Consider the following 22,634-nt stretch of genomic DNA (forward strand, 5'->3'; position numbering starts at 1 on the left):
GCCTCACAAAGTTTCCTGTCTCATAAGTTGTCGTTGCACCCTCAAACTATCACCGCGCCCCATATCGACTTCAAATCCCGCTCCACGAATCCGCAGTTCCAGGCAATGACGACATTGGGCAGACTCATCTCCCAAACATATTTTATTCTCATAAATCGCATACTTAGGCCTCACCGCCAGTGGCGACAAATTGGGCATCACCACATTTGCCCCTGCCTGAAGCGCCTTCTCCCTGCCTTGGGGATGAATCGTTCCCATTGCCGTGGACGCCGGAATAAGTGCATCTGGAACAACCAGTCGGGATAACGAAATAATATCGAGAGCTTTTTCCATGCTCCCCTGACTGGCATTCCGAAGCGGCGTGTTGCTATGCGGTAAAAAAGGACCAATCCCGATCATATCTGGTGACAGGCTATGCAGATAGACCAAATCGTCTGCTAATTCACTATTTGTTTGTCCTGGTAACCCCACCATACATCCGGCCCCGATCTGAAAGCCGATTCGTTGCAAAGCCAGCAGACGGCTGCGCCTGCTTTCCATCGTCATCGTCGGATGCAGCTTGGCGTACAAAAGGGGGGAAGCTGTCTCATGCCGCAGCAAAAAACGGTCCGCGCCCGCCTCGTATAATTGCTCATAAGTTTCATCATCTCGTTCACCGATGGACAGTGTGACTGCCACATCCGCGAAACGGCTTTTAATTTCTCGAATCAATTTCGTCAGCCGGGCTGCTGTAAACCAGTAATCTTCCCCACTTTGCAGCACAAAGGTCCGATAGCCGAGTTCATAGCCCTCCGCACAACAGACCAGAATTTCTTCCGGCTGCAAACGGTAACGATCTGCCTGTTTATTCGAAGCACGTAGCCCACAGTACATGCAGTCCTGACGACATATACTGGAGAATTCAATTAATCCCCGTAAAAAAACACCTTTGCCATAGCGCTCCAATTTGGTGCGAGCTGCCAGGTGCCTCAGTTGAGCCCGCAGCGTCGGCTCATCGTCCAAACGTGTCAGCAACTCCATCATTTCCGTATGCGTCCATTCCTTGCCGTCAGCCAGACGCAGTAATAATTCGTCCGTGACTCATCCCTTCTTCCCTCGTCCATCCGGACTTCACATCATCGGCGGCTTGTACCGTACATGTATATTCTAGCAATATCGAAGAAGATGTAACGTGACTAGTTTCACAAAAAATCCCATTTTATAAAAACCTTCTTCAACTTCCGCCTCAAAAAATACACATTTAGCTCAACACACAAAAAAGCTGTCTCTTCCTCTAATGGAAGAAACAGCCCTTGTCGAATGGTTCTGCATATTACTGAATCAAATCAATTGCCTGCTGGGGTACAAAATAATCAACACCGTTAAATACAGCTACACCGTTGAGCGTGGTATTTTTACCATTCAGCATAGCAATATTTTTGTATACCGGAAGTTCCAGCTTGTTACTGCCTTTGGTCACTGTAATGACTTTCGTATCCGCAGTAAACTTGGCTCCTTTAGCTTCAAAAGCGGCTTTTGCAGGAACAAAAAGCTGCTTGCTGACTGTATCCAAGTCCAGTCCAAGTACACGTGTCATATACTTATTTACATCCGTATTGTCGATTACACCGGATGGACGGTCTCCGTTCGGCGCGTACGTGTACAACACGACATCGCCTCCTGTATGTCCGCCTGTAGTCCAGCCAATATTCGCACGTTTGCTAATGATCGGTCCGACAGCATAGTTCATGCTGCCTTCTTTGGCATCTTTAATGGTTTTCACTTCTTCGTCTGTCAAATCGGTGATGCCAAAATACGTGGAAAGCACCTCTTTAATATTGCTGCGATCTGCATTCAGCTTGGCTTCCAAGCCTTCACCCGTCAGCTTCGCTTTTTTCAGCGGGTCTATAAAAGCAGCTAAAGGCGTTTTGTCATAATTGCTAGTTGTATCGCTGCTACCAATCGTCAATCCACCGTTTCCGTGGTCTGTCACTGCTACGACGACAGTATTTTGGTTTTGTTTGGCGTAATCCACAGCCACTTTCACCGCATCGTCAAATGAAAGCACGTCACTAATAATTCCGGTTGGATCATTTGCATGGGCGGCCCAATCCACTTTACTGCCTTCTACCATTAAGAAGAAGCCTTTATCGTTTTTGGACAACACATCAATGGCTTTCGATGTCATTTCCGCCAGACTAGGTTCCTTGGATGCATCGCGATCCAGGTTATACGCAAGGGCTTCGGGAGAAAAGCTGCCCCAGAGCTTGCTGGAGGTCGATTTTTTCAACCCTTCAGGTGTCGTGACAAAGTCATAACCCTGGTCTTTAATTTGGGCTACCAAATCTTGGCCATCTTTACGCCCTGCTGCCTCCAAAAACTTGCCGCCTCCACCTAACACTACGTCAACCCCGTTGTAGGCTTGCTGCATGCTGAGTGCATCATAATTTTTACGATCAGGATAATGTGCGGTAAAATCAGCTGGTGTCGCATGCATAATCTCGGAAGTCGCAATAATTCCGGTCGATTTTCCTGCCAGCTTGGAAGCCTCAAGAATGGAAGCTACAGGCTTTTTGGCGTCACCCCCTGCAATGGGTTGTTGTCCAGGCATTGTCGCCTCATCAGGAAGGACACCCACATACCCAGTATGAGATTTATGTCCTGTGGCAAAAGCAGTACCCGCTGGAGCAGAATCGGCAATTGGAGCATCCGCAGAATGCGTACGCACCATGCCGCTTGCCATGCTGTCTAACGTTAAGGAGGATCCTTTGTACCATCTAGCCAGTGCAGTGGCGTCATTAGCCATACCGTCTGGAATCAAAATAATTACGTTTTTAATCGACGTGTCCTTTTCGACTGCCATCGCCGTCCCACCGCTTACTGCTAGCATCATCGTCGCTACGAGTGCAGCCACCGATTTTTTCGTATGTAGCCCCCAACATTTTAGCATTCATTTTCCTCCCAGATCTTTTTTGTACAACCAGAACTAAGATTAATTATGTTTTATCAGGAGAATGTTAAAGGAATTCATTATCTATATTAAAAGACGATATTTGTGACAAAACGCTTCATCTATATAATACTTGTGACACATGAGATTCGTCAGGACTGGGCATTTAATTTTATTATTGTATAATCAGTCTATGATGTAATAGGAAAAGTTTATAAGATAAGGAGCATGAAATTCGATGGAATTCAGACAGCTTCAGTACACCCTGCAAATTGCAGCGGAAAAAAACTTCTCACGCGCAGCAGAAAAACTGCATATTGCTCAGCCTTCTTTGAGCCAACAATTGTCCAAACTTGAAAAAGAACTTGGGGTACTTTTATTTCAACGCAACACCAGCACGGTGGAATTAACACATGCAGGAGCAAGCTTTGTAGAAAAGGCAAAAAAAATAGTTGATGCAGTCGAGCAGCTCCGGCAGGAAATGGACGATATTTCTCAGCTGCGAAAAGGGAAGGTCGTCGTTGGCAGTATGCCTATCACAGGCTCCCATTTGCTGCCGCATGTGCTGCCTGTATTCAAGAGGGCTCATCCAGACATTGAAATCGTGTTAGTCGAAGATTCATCCATGAATCTGGAGAAAAAAACGGCAAGTGGCGATACAGATCTCAGCCTGCTCTCTCTTCCCTTAGTAGAACCTACACTTTCTTATGTACCCATCGGTGAAGAATGGATTGATCTCGCTGTTCCTCCGGGTCATCCCCTAGCCCTGCGTAAAAATGGTACCCAGCCGCTGCCAGTGCATATGGAAGAACTGAAAGACGAGCCTTTTGTCGTCCTGAAAAAAGGGCAAGGCTTTCGCAAGCTGACGATGGATCTATGTCATCAAGCAGGCTTTGAACCCAATGTGGTGTTTGAAAGCACTAATATGGAGACCCTTCAATCGCTCGTAGCGACAGGTATGGGCGTGACACTCGTCCCACGTTTTATCGCACGGGCCGCCAGTAGCGAGTTTGTTCCAGCATTGCTGCCACTCGCCGAACCTACTCCCAGCCGTACCCTGGCCATTGCTTACCGGAACGGACGTTATTTGTCTAAAGCTGCCGAAGCTTTTATTGATACCTTCCGAGAAACGGTCGAGCAACTTTCTCAAAAGTAGCCTCGAACGTGAAAAGGACCGTCTTCCTCCCCAGCCCAAGCCAGAGAGGAAGACGGTCCTGGGGCTTCGCCCCTATACTTTCAATACTGCAATTAGATCACGGGTTCGATTACACTGTTGCGATGTTGCTTCCATCTGTCTTCAACGAACCACATTTCATGTTCATTTGAAATTCATGTCAGCCTCGCCTGATTACTCTACGCTTGCTCGGAAACTCCACTTTATCCATCCCGCATCACTTCTTTCCTTAAGGTCTCTAGTCTTGGTATCCAAGAATGTCCTACCTCAGTTCCAATGTGCTGTGTGATCCCAAAGTGTCTGTCCTCGCCTTGTTGTGATCAGGGTCTCCCTAGATGTGGTGGACTTTTGTCCTGATCATAGCCCATTTCATAGTTGTTTCCGACAACCTGTCTATTTAAGCCTCTCGGCCGTGACAGGCCATCCCTATTCGCCAGTTCGGATCTACTTTGGTTATCCATCGTTATCAACCTCCTGGTGTCGGGATACTATTATAATACACCTATAGGCTGTATCTGAAACAGGTATCATAAAAAACTTTTTTATGATCGAGAAGAACCAAATGCTTGCTGTACCTCGGCTTCACTCACTTGTGTTTTAAAGACCAATTTTGAAGGATCTTGAGGTGAATAAATGACCTCTATAATGCTTCCTTGCTGCAGCTTGGATAGTTGGGAAGAAAAAACATCCTTTTGCGTGGTTACATTAAAGGTATCGCCGTTGCTTTTCGTTACACTCAGCGTAAATTGAAGCTTAATTTTATCGGATCCCGCTTCACCCATGGGTGTAACATCCAGCACCTTTGCATATGCCTGCTCACCGGTTTTGGCAATTTCCATCAGCTCGGGCGATACGCCCTGCTTGACCATTTGCTCATTCATTAACGCTTGCAAATCCATCTGCGACACCTGCCCTTTCAGGTCAAGTCCTACTTTCTTTTTGTCTTTCTCCGATATTACGAGTGGAATGATCGAGCCTGGCTGAAATTGAGCCATGGAAGTTAAAGGAATAATCGTCGTCAAAGCAGTATCATATTTGTCTTCTCCCTGTTTGGTTACGGTCAACCCAAGTTTTACCTGCGGCTGATTGTTTACATAAGTCCCTGTTTGCTGAACACTAGTAATGATCCCTACCCCAGGAGCACCCTTCTTGACTTTACCCCCTCCGAAAAACGCACCTATAATACCAGGTAGAAATATAAGCGCAAAGCCTGTATAAATTAACGGCCGATACCACGGAGCATCCATAATCAAAAATGGATCATTCCATAAGTAGTTAGCCAAGAATGGTGAGAAGCCTACACCAAACACTAGAAGTACCCCGATCATACTCAAAAATCCTTTCATCCTTCAAAACCCCTTTTCAATCATCTGTTTAAAATATATGTCAGCAAGATAGGGTGAAACACCTCATTCATTTTACGCTGTCACCAGACCCATATAGATCAGCTCTGATGGATTTTTCGGGTTGCTTCCCAGACCCACCGTATCTCCAGGCCGCGGGATTTGCAGCTTGGATACGAGCGTTTCCAACGTTTTTTGGTATCGATTGCCGTTAATTTCTGTCACATCTAGCACTAGCACTACGATCGGATCAAAATTCACGAGCTTCCCGGTATCTGTTACCGAAATAATAACCGCAGTCGCTGCCATCGCCAAACCACCGTTAGCCGCTGTTTGAGCTTGTCTTGCCGAATTTAGGCTTTGGTTGATCTGTTCCCGATGCTCTTTGGGTACTAGACCTTTCATAAATAATCCTGACAGGCCTTTATTCATCAGTTGATCTGCTTGTTCTATCGCATCCTGCTGTTTTTTCTTTTTACCGAAAAAGTTCATCATGTGATTGCACCTCGTATTTTGTATTGTCGTACCTTATGAATTCAGTATAGAAGACGGTTCCTGACATCACAATACGTTTTGGCACATACAAAAAAACCGGAAAAACAGGAGCTTCAACCTGTATTTTGTCGGTTTATTTTTGAACTTTGGCACGGTTCGCACAAAATTTTGCACACTTCCGAGTATTCTTTCGAACAATCTATCCGATAGTTTTGTGAAAAGCGAATGATTTCTGACTATTTTTTTCTTAAAAGATAGACCAGTTTACGATAATACGCAGATGATTCTTTATAACGACGACTGTCCTCGGACACCACAGCCAGCGTTTCATATAACTGTTCAAGCCGCGCTGGATGCTGAAGAGCTTCAAAATAAGGCAAGCATTGCAAGGCATGCATCCAAAAGGCGTCCTGATTTCCCTGAGCAAGCGCAAGCTGGCTTTCATAAAAATCAAGCCCCATTTGCTGATCTGTTGTCAGATTGGTTTGGCGAAGCTGATCCAAATGCTGTGAGAGAAGGCCCCAATTTTTCCGCACAAACGCAATCTCACAACGATATATCAGCGTAACGGGCAGCATCATCTGCTGCATTTCCTCCCGCTCCCGACTCACCAGCGCTTCAAAACGCCCTACTTCCTCCAATGCCTTGTCCAGCTCTCCAATCGATGTCAGCATAATAATCCGGTTGTTCAGGATGGTCGTGAGCATATCTGCCGCATTTTCCAAATAGACTAGATTGGCCTCAGCCATAGACAGCGTTAACAGTGCTTCCTGTACAGAACCCATGGCAAAACAATATCCGCTGTAAGCTACATACAGGCCCGTCAAACGGTGAAAAAGCCGATCATCATACACCCTTCGCATCGTCTGCTCGAATACCTGCTTCGCCTGATCAAATTGCTTAACCTGAATGCAGGCCTCCATCATAATGTTTTGCGCATTGAGCCAGTTTTCCGTCCCCTCTTCCACCAATCGGATTAACTGCGTAACGTTATTCAGCACATCATAATAATGATTTTTAGAGCGGAGATACTGGATTTTATAAAATAAAATTGCTTTTTTTAGCGGTGCGGGCAGCTCCACCTCATCCGAACGACCAAACTTCTCCAAATAAAAATTCAAATAGGTTTGATGTAAATATTCATAGGCCGTTGGGTCATTTAATTGCTGGTAATAAACGGCCTTCATCAAATAAGTCGTCATTTCCACTACCAGTGAATCGTTGCGATCCTCCAGCTGATCCACATAGCCTTCCGTGGCAGGATTAGCCAGCTTGGACAGCTCTGTAAAAATCTTATCCGCTGTAGCCAGCGTTTCCTCATCCTCTGCCGCTGCACGTAAGAGGTACGATGGGTTTACACCTAAACGCCCAGCAATTTGCTCGGCCAGATCCTCTGCTAACGGGTAACGGTCGGCCAGTATATTCGCAAAATGTGCAGGTGTCACCAGCCCGTCTACCAGCTCTTTACGGGACAGGTTTTTCTTTTTACACAAAAATTCAATGCGTTCCTTAAGCATGGAGTATTCCTTTCTACACTGATTATCGGTCATACAGTGAGGGACGCCGATCTTCAAACACCGGAATACGACCACGCACGTCCTGCACCAAGGCAGACTCAATCGTTCCTGTGAGAATCTCCTCCTGCTCTCCGCCCTCAGCAATGATTTCTCCCCATGGATCAATAATAAGTGAATGCCCGAAGAAATCAGTTTCTCCGCTGCGACCTACCCGGTTACAAGCAATGACATACATTTGATTTTCTATAGCACGTGCGGTCAGCAAGGTGCGCCAGTGATGCAGCCGAGGATGAGGCCATTCTGCGGGTACGATCAGCAAATTCGCGCCCGACAGAGCCAAACTGCGGGCTAGTTCAGGAAACCGGATATCATAGCAGATCGACGCACCTGCCTGAATCCCATCATCCAGTGCGAATAAAACCTTTTCTTCGCCAGGCTGCAAATATTTTTCTTCATCCATAAGTCGGAATAGATGAATTTTGGAATACGAAGCAACCTCTCTGCCTGTTCGGTCAAAAACAAGCATCGTATTATACACATGACCGTCGCTTTTTTTCTCTGCGATCGACCCAGCTACTACGTTCACTTGGTGGGTGGCAGCGAATGCTGCTATCCATGCCCGGGTCTCCGTTCCTTCCTTGTCCGCCAGCTCATGAATGCGCTCCAAGGCATAGCCTGTGTTCCATATTTCTGGCAGGACAATCAGATCCGGCCTCAGTTCGGCTTTCATCGCTTGTTCCATTAAAGCTCGGATATGACTGCGGTTTTCCGGGGGATTTCCTATCTCTATGTGAGCTTGTATGAGTGCAACACTGAACGGCTGAGCTTCCTGATACGTCAAAATCCTTCATCCTCCTTGTGAGCCGGAGCTTCTCGTGACCCATTGTCCGGTATTTTCTCCCATCATAGCCCGATCAGTCTGGATTACGCAACCATGCAAGCTTAATTCCCCCTATACAGCTCGGTAAAATCGTGATAGATTATTTCTTAAACTATTCCAAAAGGTCGTGTACATGGATGACTCATTTTTCTATTCCTTCCTCTGACGTCATGAAACAGTTACCCACTCAATTTTTTGCCACACTTGTACAAAATGTAAACCGTGAAATCGCGGCGGGGCATGATGTCATTAATCTCGGACAGGGGAACCCCGATACCCCCACTCCTTCTCATATTGTAAAAGCTTTGCAGGAATCAGCAGATAACCCGCTATATCATAAATATTCGCCATTTCGCGGTTATAGCTTTCTCAAGGAAGCCGTTGCCCAGCGCTATCAGGAGGATTACGGTGTAACGCTCAATCCTGAAACCGAGGTCGCCATCCTGTTTGGCGGGAAAACAGGCTTGGTTCAGCTACCGCAAGTTTTACTCAATCCCGGCGATATGTGTCTCGTCCCTGATCCCGGTTATCCGGACTACTGGTCAGGTGTAGCCTTGGCTAAAGCGGAAATGTCTTTTCTGTCATTAAAGGAAGAGAATCGTTTTCTGCCCGACTATGAAGCCATTTCCGCGGAAGACCGCCGCCGCGCTAAGCTAATGTTCCTTAACTATCCGAATAATCCTACCTCGGCTACTGCTCCACTTTCCTTTTACGAGGATACGGTTGAATTCGCGCAACGTAACGGCATTGTGGTTGCCAGTGATTTTGCCTATGGCGCTATTGGATTTGATGGCGAACGTCCGGTAAGCTTCCTACAGGCTAAGGGTGCTAAAGACGTGGGGATTGAGTTCTATACCTTGTCCAAAACGTACAATATGGCGGGCTGGCGTGTTGGTTTCGCGCTCGGTAATACCGAAATCATCTCGATGATTAACCTGCTGCAGGATCATATTTATGTAAGCTTGTTTGGCGGCATTCAGGCAGCCGCAGCAACAGCCTTGACGGCCTCGCAGAACTGCGTAAGCGAGCTGGTTGCCCGTTATGAATCGCGCCGTAACGCTTTTTATGATGCACTTGGGCAAATCGGCTGGAAGGCGACACGCCCAAGCGGCTCCTTTTTCAGTTGGTTGCCTGTGCCGCAGGGCTATACTTCTACTTCTTTTGCTGATCTGTTGTTGCGGGAAGCCAAGGTGGCTGTCGCTCCAGGGATCGGCTTCGGGAGTGGCGGCGAAGGATATGTGCGAGCGGGGCTGCTGAGCTCAGAAGCTCGACTGACCGAGGCGGCTGATCGAATTGGCAAGCTAAACCTGTTTGGTTAATCCGTATTTTCCAGCTACAACTTCTTTGCCAAACCTGGTCTTTTCGTGGTATTCTGTATCCAATATCATTTAGCGCGTTGAAGGGACTATTAAGAGAGACCCGGTCCTGTTCAGAGAGTAAATTCCGATAGGCTGCAAGAATTTACCTGGACTCTCTCCCAACTCCTATCCCCGAGCGCCCTGCGCAATCAGGCGGCCCCTGCCGTTAACAGGTTTCAAGTGGGATGATCATGAATCATCAATGAAGGTGGTACCGCGGAAGCACAAACTTTCGTCCTTTGCATACAAAGGATGGAAGTTTTTTTGCATTAAAAAGAGTAAAATTAAGGAAGTGGACGTCATGTCAACACGTATCGTCATTAAAATCGGTAGCAGCTCTCTAACTGGAGTGGAAGGTGGCTTGAATCGGGAAGCCATCGCTTATTTTGCCCGGGAAATCAGCTTGCTTCGTGCAAAAGGTTATGAAGTGCTGCTGGTTACATCAGGCGCAGTAGCCGCCGGATTCAGAGAGATTGGGTACCCGTTTCGCCCTAAGCTGCTACATGAAAAGCAGGCGGCAGCGGCTGTTGGCCAAGCTCTTCTCATGCAGGCCTATGAGCAGGCTTTTAAAGATTTTGACCTAGTGATCGCGCAGGTTCTGCTTACCCGTAGTGACTTTTTGATCCGCAAACGGATGAACAATGCCGGAATGACCGTAGAAGAATTGCTGCGCCAGCAGGTTATCCCGATCTTTAACGAAAATGACACGGTATCAATTGACGAATTGAAATTCGGCGATAACGATATGCTGTCCGCGCTGGTTGCCAATCTGGTCAAAGCTCAGCATCTGATTATCATTACGGACACCGATGGCGTATATACGGCAGATCCGCGCAAGCATCCGAATGCCGTACGTTTTGAACGTATCGAAGAAATTACAGAGGAGATTTATGCATTAGCTGGAGGTTCTGGATCGTCTGTAGGTACTGGCGGCATGCGATCCAAGATCGAAGCTGCCAAAGTCGCTACACGCGGCGGTGTGCCTGTATATGTGGGACGTGTAAGCGCGAATGGCGATCTAGACGCAGCCGTTGAAGGACACGGACCGGGAACATATTTTGACACTCACCTCTCTTCACTTCCGATGAAAAAACAATGGCTTGGATTTATGTCCACCCCTCTGGGCGCGGTGCATGTAGACGAAGGGGCCGAGGACGCGCTGGTTCACGGAGGACACAGTCTACTTCCGGTTGGCGTACGACGTGTCGAGGGCAGCTTTCATGCCGGAGATGTCGTTGAGGTGCTCGGACCGGAAAATAAAGTGTTAGGACGCGGCATCGTCAATTATGACGATGAACAGCTTCGAATGGTACAAGGATTACCGAGCGGTGAGGTTGTGGGCAAAATTGGTCCCATTCACCGGCTTGAGGTGATTCACAGGGATGAATGGATTACATTATGTATGTAGGGAGGCCGTAACATGAGTGATTTAACGACAAACACAGCTACAACCGAGGAGAATCAGTTTAGCGAAGTACGAACCAAAGCGAATCTTGCCAAAAAAAGTGCCGGGGTCATGAATCGCCTGACTACAGCACAGAAAAACGAAGCATTGCTTGCTATGGCTGAAGCTCTAGTAAACCATACTGAAGAGCTGATTGCAGCAAACCATAATGACCTGAAACATGGACGGGAATTGGGAACATCGGAATCGCTGCTCGACCGCCTCACGCTGACCGAGGACCGAATCGGGGCAATTGCCGAAGGATTACGCCAAATTGTGGCACTACCTGACCCGGTCGGCGACACCCTTGAGCAAATTGAACGTCCAAACGGTCTGCGAATTGAGAAGATACGTGTGCCGCTGGGTGTCATCGGCATCATATATGAAGCGCGTCCAAATGTAACCGTGGATGCCGCGGGCCTGTGCTTGAAAACAGGTAATCCGGTTGTGCTACGCGGTGGTTCGGCCGCCCTCTTCTCCAACCGCAAGATTATCGAAGTACTCCAGCAGGCATTAGACGCAACAGCTGTGCCACGCGAGGCACTTCAACTTATTGAAGATTCAGACCGTGCCTCGGTCAACGAAATGCTCACCTTGAACGGCTTGCTGGATGTAATTATTCCACGTGGCGGGCGTTCACTCATTCAAAATGTTGTTCAGAACGCTACCGTACCTGTCATCGAAACCGGAGCAGGTGTGTGCCATACCTTTTTGGACGCTACAGCGGATGCAGCAATGGCCGAAGCGATTACACTGAATGCCAAGGTGCAAAGACCGTCCGTGTGTAACTCGATGGAAACACTGCTCGTACACTCGGATTATGCAAAAGCACACTTAACAGGATTGGCAGAACGCTTTCGTGATGCGGGGGTCGAGCTACGCGGCTGCGCACGCACACGAGAATTGGCTCCTTGGGCTGTTCCTGCCACAGAAGAGGACTATGGCACCGAGTATAATGATTACATTATGAACGTCAAGGTCGTGGACAATTTGGACGAAGTACTGGAGCACATTGCCCGTTACGGTACGATGCATTCTGAGTGTATTATCACCGAGGACCAAGCCCATGTCGAGCGTTTTCTGCAAGAAGTGGACGCGGCAGCCGTGTACCACAATGCATCCACTCGCTTCACAGATGGCTTTGAGTTCGGGTTTGGTGCCGAGATCGGAATCAGCACACAAAAATTACATGCCCGTGGTCCAATGGGATTGCCTGCCTTGACTTCAACCAAATATCGCGTGTACGGTACTGGACAAATCAGGGAATAATAACAAAAATCAATCCGTATCCTTGGAGGTTATGAATCTATGTGTGAATCACAAACGAAAGTTTTAATTAACGAGCAAATTACGTTTTTCGGGGCAGGATCAATGGCAGAGGCTATTATTCGTGGAATGACGGCTCGTTCTGTCGTTAAACGTAGTGGTATTACCGTTATCAACCGCAGTAATCAGGCTCGTCTTGAGGAACTTCAAAAGCAATATGGAGTCTTGTACCAAACCGAGGATGCCGCCAAAACCGAGCTTCTGCGTCGTTCTCCAGTCATTGTGCTTGCCATGAAGCCCAAGGATGCTGCACAAGCACTTGGACAGCTCGGCCCACTTCTGTCTGATGAGCAGCTGATCATATCGGTCATCGCTGGATTGTCCATTCGTACGATGCAAACATTACTGGGTCGCAAGCAGCCGATCGCACGGACGATGCCCAATACATCCAGCTCGATTGGGCTGGGAGCTACAGGCATTAGCTTTTCCAAAGAGATCAGCGAAAACCAGCGTAAAAATGTGCTTACGATGTTCGAATCTGTAGGTACGGTGACGGTTATAGAGGAAGAAAAAATGGATGTTTTGACCGGGATATCTGGAAGCGGCCCTGCCTATGTCTACTATCTGATGGAAGCCATGATTGCCGGGGGAATTCGTGGTGGCTTGACCCCTGAGCAAGCGCACGAACTAACGGTGCAAACCGCGCTTGGAGCGGCACGCATGGTACAGCAAACCGGAGAGGAGCCTTCTGCCCTTCGCCACAAAATCATGTCTCCTAATGGCTCTACAGTAGCTGCATTGGAAATGCTGGACAAAGGTGACTTCTATGAAACGGTGATTGCAGCGGTGCAGCGGTGCGCTGAACGATCCCGCGAGATGGGAGCTGTACTCAAGGAGGGAATTGAATGAGCTATTGCTTGGCGACCTACCGGGTATACGATGACAAAGCCGATTTTAACCAAAAGGCCCAATCTATTGCCATCGGCATGACGGTGGGCAGCTGGACTGAGCTCCCGCAAGCCAAACGGGACGCGATGCAAAAGCATCTTGGCTCGGTTCATTCTGTGGATATTCACGATGGGGGTCCTGGTGAACGGTACGCCGACCTGACCATCGCTTACCCGGATGTCAACTTCAGCCGGGATATTCCCGCACTGCTGGTCACAGTCTTCGGCAAAATTTCGATGGACGGCCGAATTAAGCTAACGAAGCTGGGTTTCTCGGAAGCCTTCCGCTCTGCTTTTCCGGGACCGAAATTCGGTATCAGCGGCTTGCGCGAGCAGCTCGGCGTGCATGATCGTCCCTTACTCATGAGCATTTTCAAATCTGTGATTGGCCTCGATTTGGACGAACTTCGTGAACAGTTTACCCGGCAGGCTCTGGGTGGCGTTGATCTGATCAAGGATGACGAGATCTTGTTTGAAAATGCGCTGACACCAATTGAGAAACGTGTCGAAGCCTGCATCAAAGCTGCCGAAGCGGCTGAGCGCGAAACCGGTAAAAAGCTGCTGTATGCGGCTAATTTAACGGGGCCGACCTCGCAGCTTAAGACGCAAGCTCTCAAGGCCATCGACGCGGGTGCCAACGCGTTACTGTTTAACGTGTTGGCCTACGGTTACGATGTGCTGCATGAACTTAGCAGCGATCCCGCCGTCTCGGTGCCAATTGCTGCTCATCCTTCGTTGGCGGGAGCTGCTTATCCGTCGCCACATTATGGTATATCGGCGTCCGTTCTACTTGGTCAGCTTATGCGGCTGGCTGGCGCTGACCTCGTCCTCTTCCCTTCTCCCTACGGCTCAGTGACGATGCCGCGTGAGGAAAACATGGCGATCCGCGATGAACTGATCACCCCTGATCTACCGCTGAAGGCCAGCATGCCTGTCCCTTCCGCAGGGATTCACCCGGGCCTCGTGCCGTTAATTGTACGTGACTTTGGTACTGACGCTGTTGTCAACGCCGGGGGTGGGATTCACGGCCATCCGCTAGGTACAGAAGCCGGTGGGCGCGCCTTTGTGCAGGCGATTGAAGCCGTACAGCAGAATGTCCCGCTGGCAGAATACGCCCGTACTCACCCCGAGCTGCAATCTGCGCTTGACACGTGGGGGGGAGAACGATGAGCACAGCAAAGAAGCCCGTCATTTTTTGCGATTTTGACGGGACAATTACGAACAGCGATAATATTGTCGCCATTATGAAGCATTTTCAGCCTGCAGGCTGTGAGCCCATCATGCATCAGATCGTAAATGGGCATACATCCATTCGTGAAGGCGTAGGTGCGATGTTCGCCTTGATGCCTTCGGAGCAAAAGGGCGAAATTATCTCATATGTACTTGGACAAGCTGGTATACGCGAGGGCTTTGCACGCTTTTTGGACTATGTACGGGAGCAGCAGATTGAATTTTTCGTTACCAGCGGCGGCATTGATTTTTTTATTGATCCATTGCTAAAACCATTCGATATTCCACACGACCACGTCTATTGCAACAAAGCAGATTTTTCCGAGGAGCGCATCCAGATTACGTGGCCGCATCCATGTGAGGAGCCGTGTACAAATGACTGCGGCATGTGTAAAACGACTGTGATTCGTCAATACTCTCCCGAACAATATGAACGGATTTTGATCGGCGACAGTCTGACCGATTTTGAAGGAGCTAAAATTGCCGATCTTGTGTACTCCCGTTCGCATCTGACTTTAAAGTGTCAAGAACTTGGCGTACCACATGTACCCTTTGAAACATTTGATGACATTATCGAGGATTTAAAGCAAAAACAGGAGCAAGGGGTGCTGTAAATGAGTTTTAACTTGGCAGACATTTCATTGGAAGAAAAACGCCGCGCACTGGAAGAGCTCGCTGATGTCAAAGAACTATTCGCATCTCGCAACTGGTTCCCAGGCACAAGCGGTAATCTGTCGATCCGAATCGGTGACTTTCACCCCGAACAATTTTATTTTGCAGTTACCGCCAGCGGCAAGGATAAGACCAAACGCACTCCTGAGGATTTTCTGTTCGTAGACCAATACGGAAAAGCAGCAGAAGCCACAAACCTCAAGCCAAGTGCAGAGACGCTCATCCATTGCGAAATTTACCGCCTGACAGGCTGTGGAGCAGTTTTTCATGTGCATACCGTGTTTAACAATCTGATTTCCGAATATTATGGTGAGCAAAGCGCTGTACCTATCCAAGGTATTGAGCTGATCAAGGCTTTTAACATTTGGGAAGAAAATGCTGCGATTGATATTCCTGTGCTGCCTAATTACGCGGATATTGCCTCGATTGCCAGGCTGGTGTCTGGTGTACTGAATGATCAGGTGCCTGGAATTTTATTGCGTAACCACGGCATTTATGCGTGGGGCCGTGATGTATTTGAGGCTAAAAAGCATTTGGAGGCGTTTGAATTTTTGTTTGAAACGACGTATCGCTCCCTGCTGCTGAAAACTTTGAAGTAAATAAACTCATAAGTCTCAAAGATGTGTATCATTATTAGTAAAAGCGGTTATTGAATATCGAGAACGGGGCCTGAGCGAAAAGCACGGTACGTTCTCTTTTTTATTAAAAAAGTTTCCTATCCTAGTGGTGACATAAAATCTTAGTTGAGGTGATATGGCTCTTCGGGTAAAAAATACGACAAATCATTGCAATTAATTTTTTTAAATGATAGAGCTCCTTTGAACTACATACCATTTATAATTACCAACTTTAAAATAAAGTTGTTGTCGTCAGATTTTGTACATTCAACATACTGTACTAAATCGATTGACGATGGAAATAGGTCATTAAGAAGTTCCATTTGGAAACTAAACGATGGTCAATGGCAAATGTTTTTTCATCAGGGAACTCCAACAAAATAGGGACTCATTTTAAACACTTGGCTCTCGAAACACCACAATAATATCAACATTCAGATTAAACATAGCCTTCATAAAGGAAATGTGATGAATAAGAATCCTTCCGATGTAATTTTAGGCATGCTGTAAAAAAAGCGCCCCCTATTGGGGACGCTCCAGCGTGAATTGCTCTCCTAGCTTCGCATAATTGTTCCCAGCCAACCGACTTACTGGACGCAACTCCTTAGCAATCACATACGTATTTTGGTACGCTTCCTCGGATAAATGATACTGCACTACGCGTCCGATTAACAGATCACAAGCAGGTGTGTCCTCCTTGCCTCCTAGCGGTATCACCTGTTCCAGAATACATTCCATGCGTATTTTCGCTTCTGTCACACCGGGAACTGCGATTTTTGTACTTTTTATCGGGGTAAGGCCTGCCAGTGTAACCTCACTCTCCTGCGGAGACAGACGGGAAGCCGTCACATTCACCGCTCCCACATTGTCCTCGTCTGTGATATGTACGACAAAAGCTTTATGCTCCATCGCATTACGTGTTGTATCTTTGGATACTCCATCGACACGTTGTACGGATACAGACAGCAGTGGCGGCTCGGAAGCAACGATGGAAAAATAACTGAACGGCGCACCATTCAGCACCCCTTCGCTGCTCAAAGTCGTTACAAAGGCTACCGGCCTTGGAATAATACTTCCGGTCAACAGCTTATAATTTTCACGCCCTGTAAGCGTATCAGGATTCAACGAAATCATTTTTCTCCCTCATTTCCGATCACAATCGCTATTCGACTGCACACCATCAAGTTTCGCCTGATAAGCAAATGCACCATTAGTTAGCGACATGGATGACATCTCAGGCTTCCTTTTCAAGTATCGCGTGAATGATACAAAATGTAAAGTTGGAGCCGGAAAATCTCCCTATTTTTCAATTATATTTCCTCGGCTATCGCGCACAGTAACCGTAATTCCCTCAGGTACAGCAATCGTAACATCAAGCTGCTGTTGAGTCTGCATAAACCGTGTCGGAATTTGACCCAGTAATACATACAAGGTATCGCCGATTTGCTTGGTCTGATATAAATCTTGACCCTTTATTTCGTCCTCTTTGCCTGTGTATACATAACTTCCGAACACATGCACTTCCGGTGAGCTGGTTGCGTCAATTTTGACCGCATAAGGATCTTCTCCCTGTACAATCACTTTGTTCACTTTGGCAGGCAGTTTTTCATGCCAGTCTGGGAGAACCCTTGTTTCCTGAACCGAACTCATTATTTCTCTGACTTGCGGAGTGATCCCCAATGAACTGACCAAGGCAAATCCGATACAGCAAAAAACCAATACCGCCGTAATAAACATACTGAATACATCATAACGAATACGCTCACGCGTCCCCTTCCAAGCAGTATACATTAAAATTTCCAAACCTAGCAAAACAAAAACGACAGGCCACCAGGTCAAAGCCTGGTCCAGTATGCCCGCTCCCCAAAACTTGGAGGCAAACGTTATGCTCCCCAGCAGGACGAGGAAAAGTCCCATGGACAGCCTTCCGACTTTCCACACCCCTGCCGGAGCGTTTGACGCTTTAGAGGAATTATTTTTGTTAGATGATGTACCCAATATACCTGTGGAGCCTCCTCCATCGCTCTGAGGATGATGGGCTCCCTTAAAGGGAGCCTCACTCTTTGAAAATTCAGTATCCATTCTATTGCTTCTCCTTTACTCGTTTAGATTTGGAATTCCCGATCATCATCCAAATACCACCGCCGATCAACAATAAGGATACGATAATCGTTCGTAGATACATGTCAACCAAATTATAAATCTCTCCATTCGGAAACAGACGTTCCAAAGTAGGAACTAATACGTTGATTAAGATGTAATAGGCTCCTAGCAATAGTAACCCCAAGCCTACCCAGCGGTGATATTGTGCAAACATACCGATCACAGGCTTGTCGATCAGCGGCTCCCGTCCATAACGGCTTACTTGCTGCAACGCATCAAAAAAGCTATAAAACCAGACCACCGGAATCAGGAACAAAAAAAGTGAAAGATGCAGCACGTCCAGTACATAGATGCCTCCTAAAAACAGAAGCATGAGCTGGAGTCCACGCTTTTGCATACCGATATACATATGTCCAGCACCGGGAAATACCGATAAAATGGTAGCCAGCATTTTACTCCGCCGTCCCTCGACTCTTCCATATTCCAGTTCCTCAAACAAAGTACGGTCCTGAAGCATTTCTCCCGCTTGTTTGCGATGTACATGCTGCACCGCATCAAACATGCAATACAGCCAAATGATCGGTAACACGCCCGCAAACGCCAAAAATCCGGATTCGTTTGTAATGCTGGTAATAAAAACGAGGATCGCTCCAAAGCCAAAGAAAGATAGCAGAAAAGACAAACCACGCTGCATCAGGCCCAAGTGAAGGTGTCCCAATCCAGGAATGAACGACAGCAAAATCGTAAAAAATCGTTCATTGTCCGATCCCTTTTGAAAAGCTGGTGATCCTGCCATACCATAGTGTCCTTGTTGATAATGGTTATAGCCTGGGCCATATCCCATTCCTGCCCCCGGTGAATCCGTATCTGCGTGTGTTGCCTCCTCCGGTACCTCTCCTGTTAAACCAGCCTGTCCATAAGGCCCACTTTGCGAGTAATAACCATATGGATTAGGTCCTACATGAGGGGGATATGGAACAGCAGCTGCACGAGGATCATAACGCAACAAGCTAATAATAATATGCAGCATACTCAGCCCCCAAAAAAGAGCGGCAACAAACATACTGGCCAATAAAGGTAATTCGTCTCTTGATACCACTGAAAAAAATAATCCTCCCGCCAGACATCCGAAAAACAAAATGGTGTATACAAACGCATTGGCTTTTCTGGTCCAGTAATAGTGTCCCACACCGGGAATGATGTTCAATAGAAATGCCAAGAGCTTGCTTCTTTCCGTATAAGGCATCGCTACACTTCCTTTCTATTTATGGAATTTTAATGAAGTCCCCATCCGAAGGTTGTTGTTTTTGAGTTTTTCGTCTCACCCTTTATCCGAAGATTTAGGGCTTTAATTTATCGAGCCAGGTCGTGGTAGCTCGCATGACCTCTTCACTGTAAGAGACGCGTTCTTTTGGAGGAATCGGCTTTCCGTCTGTTTGCGGCATCATTTTGTCAAAGGCTCCACTGGACAACAAGATCAACGTTAGGCTTGCGGCGACAACATAGTGAAACACAGGTTTTTCAAACCAGCGGCGTTTTTTGAACATAACTTGACTCGGTTCAGCTTCTAGCTCGGGAAGAACGGCCATTACCTGATCTGTGAAGCGCTCCGTATCCATCCAGGCAGAATAATCTTTCATAGTTGACTCCAATTGCTCCAGTGCAACAAGATATAACATCAGCGCCTGTTCGTCTTCCAGCAGGAGCCTTTCCAGCCGGGCAGATTCCTCTATCGTGCAAGTTCCTGCAATGTAAGCATGCCAGTCATTCGATTTCCCTTCAATCCACGGTTTATCCTGTTGGTCAGTCATTGCCATTCCTCCTCCTTCCAGTGGTTTCGAATCCATAGTCGCGCCCGGTAGAGTCTCGACTCTACCGTTTTTAAAGCTACCTGCGTCTCTTCTGCAATTTGGCCGTAGGTTTTGCCCTGCATATAGTAGGCTTGAATAATATCCCGATGTTGCTGGGGCAACTGAGCGATTTTTTGCGATAGTTCTTTAATTTGCTCCTCGCGGATGAGACGAGCCAGCACATCCTCATCCCGGGAAGGGAGCTGTACAAGGGATTGTGCGACGTCTATTAGCTCTGCGGGGCGTCTGTCCTGTTTGCGCTTAATATCCAGCGCTTTGTGGAGCGCAATTCGGCTCAGCCACGTTTTAAAACCTTCGTTCCGGTACTGGGGGAGAGACTTGTACACCTGAACGAATGCCTCCTGCGCGGCATCTTCTGCTTCCTTGCTGTCATGCAGCACCGAATAGGCGATATGAAATACATGCTTGCTGTACAGCTCTACGATCTCACGGAACGCCTGCCGGTCACCAGACCGTATTCGTTCAATGATTCTCTCTATATCAATGACGCTCTCCCCCTTCCCAATACTATAGACGCCAGGAAATTTCCTTCCCCTGCATATTTCGAAAAAATAATTTAAAAAGGACACACCCTCCTGACGGAATGGTGTGTCCTCTATCATTAAAGCCTATTTACTCGTCTTCATTTCGGCTTAGCTCACGCGCACAGGCGATATTCCATGTTATCCTCATTGCACAATAGCCAATCTGCAGTAACAGCCTTCATATATAAGTCTACTACCTAAAAGGCTTAGACCGATGCATTAATTGCGTCCGCCACCACGGAATCGCTGGGCGTATTCTTTGGCATCCTGTGCATTACGGACACGGTTTCGGCTCCACTCCAGCAAAATACGGTCTATATACCGGAAATGTACCTTCCCTGCAAATACCGCTTCCTTCAAAGCCAGCAAAATAAGCTCCTCGGGATACCGATCCTGATCCACCCAGCTGGTGATCGTCTCGTATTCCATCGGTGATAATGGTCGTCCGAATTCTTTCTCGAAAATCGTGAACAAATTCCGTTCTTCTGTAAGCGGGGATTCCGATATTCCATTCAGTAAATCCGGCTTTCCGGCAAACAAAATGTCATCTTCATCAGGCTGCTCGTTACGTTCGGCGATCATACATTCTGCCAACTTACGATACAGCCCCGTCAGATTGTAACGTTCGAATTGTACGGATGAACTACGGTCTTCTACGGAATCGATTCTCAAAAATCCTTCTTTCATGAGCTTGCTGAAATAGAGCGCGATTTCGTTCGCAGTGCATCCGATACGGGCCTGCAATTGCTCCCATGTCGGAAACTCATTACGTTCCGCTTGTTTGAAGGCAAGCAACTGCATCAGTAGCAGCATTTCGCCATCTGCCAGCCGAAGTGTTCGATAATGCTTGAGCAGGGCGTAGGGAATCTGGACCATTCCGGCTTCCATAGCAAAGGCTACTCCCTCCGCCCATTCTGCCGCTGATGTCTTGTCGAATGATCCGGTCATCGGTTACGGATACAAACGATACAGCATACGTGGGAACGGAATCGTTTCACGTACATGATCGAGTCCACAAATCCATGCTACTGTACGCTCCAGGCCCAGTCCAAAACCAGAATGCGGAACGGTACCATAGGTGCGCAGATCCATATACCATTGGTAGGCTTCACGAGCCAAGTTATGCTCGTTAAAACGTTCTTCCATCAATGCTGGATCATCAATCCGTTGGGAACCCCCGATAATTTCGCCGTAGCCTTCAGGAGCGATCATATCGGCACACAGAACAACCTCTGGACGGGTCGGGTCTGGTTTCATATAGAATGCCTTAATGTGTGTCGGCCAATGTGTAATAAACACAGGCTTGTTATATCTTTCGGCAATCGCCGTTTCATGAGGAGCACCAAAGTCTTCCCCCCATGGGATATCGAAACCTTCACCTTGAAGGAAGGCAATCGCCTCATCATACGTAATACGTGGGAATTCGCCTTGAATTTGCTCCAGCTTCGAAACATCGCGTCCGATAGTTTCAAGCTCCTTCGCACAATTTTTCAGAACAGATTGCACGATATGGCTTACAAACTGCTCCTGAACGCGCAAGGATTCTTCATGATCCACAAAAGCCATCTCAGGTTCGATCATCCAGAACTCAATCAGGTGACGACGTGTTTTGGATTTTTCTGCACGGAAGGTTGGACCAAAGGAATACACTTTGCCCAGCGCCATTGCCGCGGCTTCCATATACAACTGTCCGCTTTGTGTCAAATACGCATCTTCATCAAAATATTTAATGTGGAACAACTCTGTTGTGCCTTCTGCAGAGGAAGGAGTCAAAATAGGTGGGTCCACCTTCGTAAAGCCGTTGCCGTTAAAGAATTCCTGTACAGCACGGATAATTTCCGCCCGTACGATCAGAACAGCACGTTGCTTGGCGGAACGCAACCACAAGTGACGATGATCCATCAGGAAATCTACACCGTGCTCTTTGGGTGTAATCGGGTAGTTTTCGGTCAAATGAATAATCTCAATGCCTGTAACCGTTAATTCAAAGCCCGATTGGCTACGCGGTTCTTCACGCACCACTCCAGTAACGTAAAGGGAGCTTTCTTGAGTCAAGGATTTGGCGTCATTCCAAATATCCTCGGACACTTCGCTTTTCACGATAACCCCTTGAATATACCCGCTACCATCGCGCAGTTGCAGGAACTGAATTTTACCACTAGATCGTTTATTGTTTACCCAAGCGCCGATTGTAACCGTTTCCCCTACATGGCGACCCACTTGGGCAATCGTACTTTTATTCGTCATGACCGTCTCTCTCCTCT

22 protein-coding genes are annotated in these 22,634 nt (G+C 47.5%); 8 read left to right on the top strand and 14 right to left on the bottom strand.

Annotation, left to right across the window (positions count from 1 at the left end):
- Nucleotides 1-3: 3 nt before the first annotated feature.
- Nucleotides 4-1,056, bottom strand: a complete 1,053-nt coding sequence (gene hydE, locus MKX46_RS04200; RefSeq protein WP_256026076.1) for a [FeFe] hydrogenase H-cluster radical SAM maturase HydE — start codon at nucleotides 1,054-1,056, stop codon at nucleotides 4-6.
- A gap of 256 nt (nucleotides 1,057-1,312) precedes the next feature.
- Entirely contained in the window at nucleotides 1,313-2,929 is a 1,617-nt protein-coding gene (locus MKX46_RS04205) for an alkaline phosphatase (RefSeq protein ID WP_341070941.1), read from the bottom strand.
- Nucleotides 2,930-3,167: 238 nt separating this feature from the next.
- On the opposite strand from MKX46_RS04205, the gene MKX46_RS04210 reads away from it, so the two are divergent.
- Complete coding sequence (locus MKX46_RS04210; RefSeq protein WP_029517394.1) at nucleotides 3,168-4,085, top strand: LysR family transcriptional regulator; 918 nt, start codon at nucleotides 3,168-3,170, stop codon at nucleotides 4,083-4,085.
- Nucleotides 4,086-4,423: 338 nt separating this feature from the next.
- On the opposite strand, the gene MKX46_RS04215 is transcribed toward MKX46_RS04210, so the two are convergent.
- The 5 genes from MKX46_RS04215 to MKX46_RS04235 form a co-directional block, all read right to left on the bottom strand.
- Nucleotides 4,424-4,564: a hypothetical protein gene (locus MKX46_RS04215; protein WP_165082404.1), complete on the bottom strand. Its 141-nt coding sequence runs from the start codon at nucleotides 4,562-4,564 to the stop codon at nucleotides 4,424-4,426.
- A gap of 81 nt (nucleotides 4,565-4,645) precedes the next feature.
- A complete protein-coding gene (locus MKX46_RS04220) occupies nucleotides 4,646-5,449 on the bottom strand; it encodes a hypothetical protein (RefSeq protein WP_165146856.1) in 804 nt (267 codons plus the stop codon).
- A gap of 72 nt (nucleotides 5,450-5,521) precedes the next feature.
- Entirely contained in the window at nucleotides 5,522-5,941 is a 420-nt protein-coding gene (locus tag MKX46_RS04225; RefSeq protein WP_029517392.1) for a hypothetical protein, read from the bottom strand.
- Nucleotides 5,942-6,177: 236 nt separating this feature from the next.
- Nucleotides 6,178-7,458, bottom strand: coding sequence for a helix-turn-helix domain-containing protein (locus MKX46_RS04230; protein ID WP_029517391.1), 1,281 nt, complete (start codon nucleotides 7,456-7,458; stop codon nucleotides 6,178-6,180).
- A 22-nt stretch (nucleotides 7,459-7,480) separates the two neighbouring features.
- A complete protein-coding gene (locus tag MKX46_RS04235) occupies nucleotides 7,481-8,299 on the bottom strand; it encodes a carbon-nitrogen family hydrolase (RefSeq protein WP_341070942.1) in 819 nt (272 codons plus the stop codon).
- 176 nt (nucleotides 8,300-8,475) lie between these two features.
- On the opposite strand from MKX46_RS04235, the gene MKX46_RS04240 reads away from it, so the two are divergent.
- The 7 genes from MKX46_RS04240 (at nucleotide 8,476) to MKX46_RS04270 (ending at nucleotide 15,854) form a co-directional block, all read left to right on the top strand.
- Entirely contained in the window at nucleotides 8,476-9,657 is a 1,182-nt protein-coding gene (locus MKX46_RS04240; RefSeq protein WP_340932462.1) for a pyridoxal phosphate-dependent aminotransferase, read from the top strand.
- A 241-nt stretch (nucleotides 9,658-9,898) separates the two neighbouring features.
- Nucleotides 9,899-11,104 (top strand): glutamate 5-kinase, encoded by a 1,206-nt coding sequence (gene proB / locus MKX46_RS04245; protein ID WP_069011518.1) that lies wholly within the window; start codon nucleotides 9,899-9,901, stop codon nucleotides 11,102-11,104.
- 12 nt (nucleotides 11,105-11,116) lie between these two features.
- Nucleotides 11,117-12,409: a glutamate-5-semialdehyde dehydrogenase gene (locus MKX46_RS04250; protein WP_341070943.1), complete on the top strand. Its 1,293-nt coding sequence runs from the start codon at nucleotides 11,117-11,119 to the stop codon at nucleotides 12,407-12,409.
- A 39-nt stretch (nucleotides 12,410-12,448) separates the two neighbouring features.
- The gene (gene proC / locus MKX46_RS04255; protein WP_029517386.1) at nucleotides 12,449-13,315 is read left to right on the top strand and encodes a pyrroline-5-carboxylate reductase; all 867 of its coding nucleotides are present in this window, start codon (nucleotides 12,449-12,451) and stop codon (nucleotides 13,313-13,315) included.
- On the top strand, nucleotides 13,312-14,523 hold the full coding sequence (locus tag MKX46_RS04260) for a 2,3-diketo-5-methylthiopentyl-1-phosphate enolase (RefSeq protein WP_341070944.1): 1,212 nt from the start codon (nucleotides 13,312-13,314) through the stop codon (nucleotides 14,521-14,523). The genes proC and MKX46_RS04260 overlap by 4 nt, the downstream gene beginning before the upstream one ends.
- On the top strand, nucleotides 14,520-15,197 hold the full coding sequence (locus MKX46_RS04265) for a 2-hydroxy-3-keto-5-methylthiopentenyl-1-phosphate phosphatase (protein ID WP_029517384.1): 678 nt from the start codon (nucleotides 14,520-14,522) through the stop codon (nucleotides 15,195-15,197). The genes MKX46_RS04260 and MKX46_RS04265 overlap by 4 nt, the downstream gene beginning before the upstream one ends.
- Nucleotides 15,198-15,854, top strand: a complete 657-nt coding sequence (locus MKX46_RS04270; RefSeq protein WP_029517383.1) for a methylthioribulose 1-phosphate dehydratase — start codon at nucleotides 15,198-15,200, stop codon at nucleotides 15,852-15,854.
- A 540-nt stretch (nucleotides 15,855-16,394) separates the two neighbouring features.
- On the opposite strand, the gene MKX46_RS04275 is transcribed toward MKX46_RS04270, so the two are convergent.
- The 7 genes from MKX46_RS04275 to asnS form a co-directional block, all read right to left on the bottom strand.
- Nucleotides 16,395-17,006, bottom strand: coding sequence for a flavin reductase family protein (locus MKX46_RS04275; protein ID WP_069011515.1), 612 nt, complete (start codon nucleotides 17,004-17,006; stop codon nucleotides 16,395-16,397).
- 165 nt (nucleotides 17,007-17,171) lie between these two features.
- Entirely contained in the window at nucleotides 17,172-17,954 is a 783-nt protein-coding gene (locus MKX46_RS04280; protein ID WP_340885714.1) for a hypothetical protein, read from the bottom strand.
- Nucleotide 17,955: 1 nt separating this feature from the next.
- Entirely contained in the window at nucleotides 17,956-19,221 is a 1,266-nt protein-coding gene (locus MKX46_RS04285) for a multi-tm2 domain protein (RefSeq protein WP_340885717.1), read from the bottom strand.
- A 94-nt stretch (nucleotides 19,222-19,315) separates the two neighbouring features.
- Nucleotides 19,316-19,786, bottom strand: coding sequence for a hypothetical protein (locus tag MKX46_RS04290; protein ID WP_029517379.1), 471 nt, complete (start codon nucleotides 19,784-19,786; stop codon nucleotides 19,316-19,318).
- Entirely contained in the window at nucleotides 19,783-20,415 is a 633-nt protein-coding gene (locus MKX46_RS04295) for an RNA polymerase sigma factor (protein ID WP_341070946.1), read from the bottom strand. The genes MKX46_RS04290 and MKX46_RS04295 overlap by 4 nt, the downstream gene beginning before the upstream one ends.
- A gap of 174 nt (nucleotides 20,416-20,589) precedes the next feature.
- On the bottom strand, nucleotides 20,590-21,318 hold the full coding sequence (locus MKX46_RS04300; protein WP_039271126.1) for a DnaD domain-containing protein: 729 nt from the start codon (nucleotides 21,316-21,318) through the stop codon (nucleotides 20,590-20,592).
- A 3-nt stretch (nucleotides 21,319-21,321) separates the two neighbouring features.
- Entirely contained in the window at nucleotides 21,322-22,617 is a 1,296-nt protein-coding gene (asnS, locus tag MKX46_RS04305) for an asparagine--tRNA ligase (protein WP_013310674.1), read from the bottom strand.
- Between the last annotated feature and the right edge of the window lie 17 nt (nucleotides 22,618-22,634).

This window comes from Paenibacillus sp. FSL P4-0113 (genome assembly GCF_038009305.1).
Classification (GTDB): Bacteria; Bacillota; Bacilli; order Paenibacillales; family Paenibacillaceae; genus Paenibacillus; species Paenibacillus polymyxa_D.

Excerpts from the sequence above, each read along its gene's own strand:
- MKX46_RS04205 (WP_341070941.1), bottom strand. The coding sequence starts at position 2,929 with ATGCTAAAATGTTGGGGGCTACATACGAAAAAATCGGTGGCTGCACTC.
- MKX46_RS04210 (WP_029517394.1), top strand. The coding sequence starts at position 3,168 with ATGGAATTCAGACAGCTTCAGTACACCCTGCAAATTGCAGCGGAAAAA.
- MKX46_RS04215 (WP_165082404.1), bottom strand. The coding sequence starts at position 4,564 with ATGGATAACCAAAGTAGATCCGAACTGGCGAATAGGGATGGCCTGTCA.
- MKX46_RS04220 (WP_165146856.1), bottom strand. The coding sequence starts at position 5,449 with ATGAAAGGATTTTTGAGTATGATCGGGGTACTTCTAGTGTTTGGTGTA.
- MKX46_RS04225 (WP_029517392.1), bottom strand. The coding sequence starts at position 5,941 with ATGATGAACTTTTTCGGTAAAAAGAAAAAACAGCAGGATGCGATAGAA.
- MKX46_RS04230 (WP_029517391.1), bottom strand. The coding sequence starts at position 7,458 with ATGCTTAAGGAACGCATTGAATTTTTGTGTAAAAAGAAAAACCTGTCC.
- MKX46_RS04240 (WP_340932462.1), top strand. The coding sequence starts at position 8,476 with ATGACTCATTTTTCTATTCCTTCCTCTGACGTCATGAAACAGTTACCC.
- proB (WP_069011518.1), top strand. The coding sequence starts at position 9,899 with ATGAAGGTGGTACCGCGGAAGCACAAACTTTCGTCCTTTGCATACAAA.
- MKX46_RS04250 (WP_341070943.1), top strand. The coding sequence starts at position 11,117 with ATGAGTGATTTAACGACAAACACAGCTACAACCGAGGAGAATCAGTTT.
- proC (WP_029517386.1), top strand. The coding sequence starts at position 12,449 with ATGTGTGAATCACAAACGAAAGTTTTAATTAACGAGCAAATTACGTTT.
- MKX46_RS04260 (WP_341070944.1), top strand. The coding sequence starts at position 13,312 with ATGAGCTATTGCTTGGCGACCTACCGGGTATACGATGACAAAGCCGAT.
- MKX46_RS04265 (WP_029517384.1), top strand. The coding sequence starts at position 14,520 with ATGAGCACAGCAAAGAAGCCCGTCATTTTTTGCGATTTTGACGGGACA.
- MKX46_RS04270 (WP_029517383.1), top strand. The coding sequence starts at position 15,198 with ATGAGTTTTAACTTGGCAGACATTTCATTGGAAGAAAAACGCCGCGCA.
- MKX46_RS04275 (WP_069011515.1), bottom strand. The coding sequence starts at position 17,006 with ATGATTTCGTTGAATCCTGATACGCTTACAGGGCGTGAAAATTATAAG.
- MKX46_RS04280 (WP_340885714.1), bottom strand. The coding sequence starts at position 17,954 with ATGGATACTGAATTTTCAAAGAGTGAGGCTCCCTTTAAGGGAGCCCAT.
- MKX46_RS04285 (WP_340885717.1), bottom strand. The coding sequence starts at position 19,221 with ATGCCTTATACGGAAAGAAGCAAGCTCTTGGCATTTCTATTGAACATC.
- MKX46_RS04290 (WP_029517379.1), bottom strand. The coding sequence starts at position 19,786 with ATGACTGACCAACAGGATAAACCGTGGATTGAAGGGAAATCGAATGAC.
- MKX46_RS04300 (WP_039271126.1), bottom strand. The coding sequence starts at position 21,318 with ATGACCGGATCATTCGACAAGACATCAGCGGCAGAATGGGCGGAGGGA.
- asnS (WP_013310674.1), bottom strand. The coding sequence starts at position 22,617 with ATGACGAATAAAAGTACGATTGCCCAAGTGGGTCGCCATGTAGGGGAA.